General features: G+C 49.3%; 2 protein-coding genes. Both read left to right on the top strand.

From position 1 onward, the window contains the following. Positions 1 to 134 precede the first annotated feature (134 nt). The gene (gene istA / locus G548_RS0116810; RefSeq protein WP_156847971.1) at positions 135 to 1679 is read left to right on the top strand and encodes an IS21 family transposase; all 1545 of its coding nucleotides are present in this window, start codon (positions 135 to 137) and stop codon (positions 1677 to 1679) included. Beyond that, positions 1676 to 2443 carry an IS21-like element helper ATPase IstB gene (gene istB / locus G548_RS0116805; RefSeq protein ID WP_022795299.1) on the top strand — a complete coding sequence of 256 codons (768 nt, stop codon included), beginning with the start codon at positions 1676 to 1678 and terminating at the stop codon, positions 2441 to 2443. Before istA ends, istB begins: the two co-directional genes overlap by 4 nt. Positions 2444 to 2487 lie beyond the last annotated feature (44 nt).

The following is a 2487-nucleotide window of genomic DNA, read 5'->3' as shown; positions in this document are numbered from 1 at the left end:
CTGTGAACGCTAGAATAAAGTTGACAGATTTTGCTTGATTCGATTTTACACTTTTGCTCCATCAACCTGCTCCTTTAGTAAAATAGATAATGACGTTATTTTACTGGGGGGTCAGGAACTTGGAGGAGAAATTAGTGTTATATGTCAAGATTCAGGAATTACACAAACGAAAGTTGAAAGTCACACAGATCGCTCAAGAGTTAAAGATATCCAGACCGACGGTCTATAAATATTTAGAGATGACGCTACAGGAGGCACGAGCCTTCATCGAGCAACCCCATCGAAGAACCAAGAAGTTAGACGAGCATAGCGACTGGATACGTGCCTGGCTGGAAGAATATCCGCACTTGAGTGGGGCTCAAGTTCATGATTGGCTTCTGGAGAGATATCCCGACCTCACGGTCGGGGGAAGTACGGTTCGCTCGTATGTAAAAGACGTCCGGGAAAGGTATCAGATCGAGAAGCGGGTCAAGATTCGTCATTATGAAGCGGTCCCGGAGCAGCCGATGGGAAAACAACTCCAGGTAGACTGGGGAGAAACCAAACAGAAGACTATAGAGGATCAAGAAATCAAACTGTATTTCATTGCGTTTGTCCTCGCTCACTCCAGACAGAAATACATGGAATGGCAGACCCGTCCTTTCACGACAAGCGACGCGATCCGGTGCCATGAACATGCCTTTCAATTCTACGGGGGGCGCACGGAGGACATCGTCTATGACCAGGATCACGTCATTGCCGTTAGTGAGAACGCCGGCGAACTGCTTTTAACCACGGCGTTTCAACAATATGTGAACGAGCGCAAGTTTCACGTTCATTTATGCCGTCGGGCGGATCCGGAATCCAAAGGGATGATCGAAAATGTCGTCAAATACATCAAAGGCAATTTCGCCGACAGCCGTGTTTTCCGGGATATTGAGGACTGGAACCGTCGAGGCCTCCAGTGGCTCGAGCGCACAGGAAACCATCAGGTGCATCAAACAACGAAAAAAAGACCGGCCGAAGTGTTTCTCCTTGAAAAGCAACACTTACAGCCAGTCTCCTCGTTCCTTTCCGTAGAAAGACCGAACAACCAAAGTATAACAAGAAGGGTCAGCAAGGACAATACGATTCGTTATCAATCCAATCGTTATTCCGTCCCTCTCGGGACGTATCAACCCACGGGAGAGAATCTGGTGGTGATTGAGGTAAACGAGCACGAGCCCAAGACATTGGTGATTCGCCCATCATTGGAGGGCGACATCATTGCCAAGCATGAATGCAGCACGGAAAAAGGAAAGCTCATCCAAAACCGCCATCACATCCGTGATCGTTCCCAAGGCCTCGGGGAGCTTGAACAGCAGTTAGTCTCCCGGTTTCAACATCCTCCCAAAGCCGCTGCTTATTTGGAGGAAATCCGTCAGCGATACCCAAGGTATCGGCGGGATCAATTGGCGATCATGGACCGGGTGGTGCAGCAGTATCCCGCCTTCATCGATGCGGCGCTGGCCAGGTGTATGGCTGAAAACCTATATAGTGCCAACCATTTTCGGGACGTCGCTCGTTATCTTCAGCGCTCCGAGCATTCGGTGGCGCCGGAGCTGACAGCCGCGGCTGTCCCTCCCGTCATCCCTGTGGGGATGACGGCCTCGACCCGTGCGCTCCATACATACACGAAGATTTTAGGAGGCCAGGCATGAAAAATTGGACGGTGAAAGAACTCCAGCATCAATTTCGTCAGTTGCGTCTAGCGGAAACGGCCGAGGAGCTTCCCCAGCTGCTTCGCGAAGCGGAAAAAGCATCCTGGACCTATGTCGAATTGTTGGAAGCGCTGACGCGGCATGAACGAACCAAACGGGAAGCGAAAAACCTGGAAAAACGACTGAAATGGGCACGCTTCCCTTTCGGGAAGCAATTGGATACCTTTGAACTGTCGGGCCAACACATAGTAACTGCCCGGCAGCTGGCCCAGCTCCGGGAATTAAGCTGGCTGGAACAACAATACAATATCATTCTCCTGGGCCCGCCGGGCATCGGGAAAACCCATATCGCCATTGGGTTGGGAATGGAAGCCGTTCACCGAGGATTTCATGCGTACTTCGTGACCATGGGAGAACTTCTCCAGCTCTTAAAAACAGAAGAATACCTGAACAAAGCCAAAGTACAACTCAAACGCATGAGAAGCGCTGATCTGGTGATTATCGATGATCTCATGTATATGGCCATGGATCAGCGAGAGGCCAATTTATTCTTTCATTTGGTGAATCATTTATACGAACGAAGTTCGATTATTCTTACCTCCAACAAGAGTCCCGAAGAATGGGGTCATTTAATTGGGGATCAAGGAATCACAACAGCTATTTTGGATCGGTTACTTCACCGTGTGGAAGTCATCCATGGCGGGGAGAATGAAGAAAGCCACCGGATGAAAAACCGGCAGCGAATATTTTCAACAAAAGTGTAAACAGGAAATGAGCAAAAAGTGTAAAATTCGACTTGACGTCTACA

The sequence above is a fragment of the Marinococcus halotolerans DSM 16375 genome (assembly GCF_000420725.1).
In the GTDB taxonomy this organism is placed as follows: domain Bacteria; phylum Bacillota; class Bacilli; order Bacillales; family Marinococcaceae; genus Marinococcus; species Marinococcus halotolerans.
This window is presented reverse-complemented; position numbering and strand designations above follow the sequence as displayed.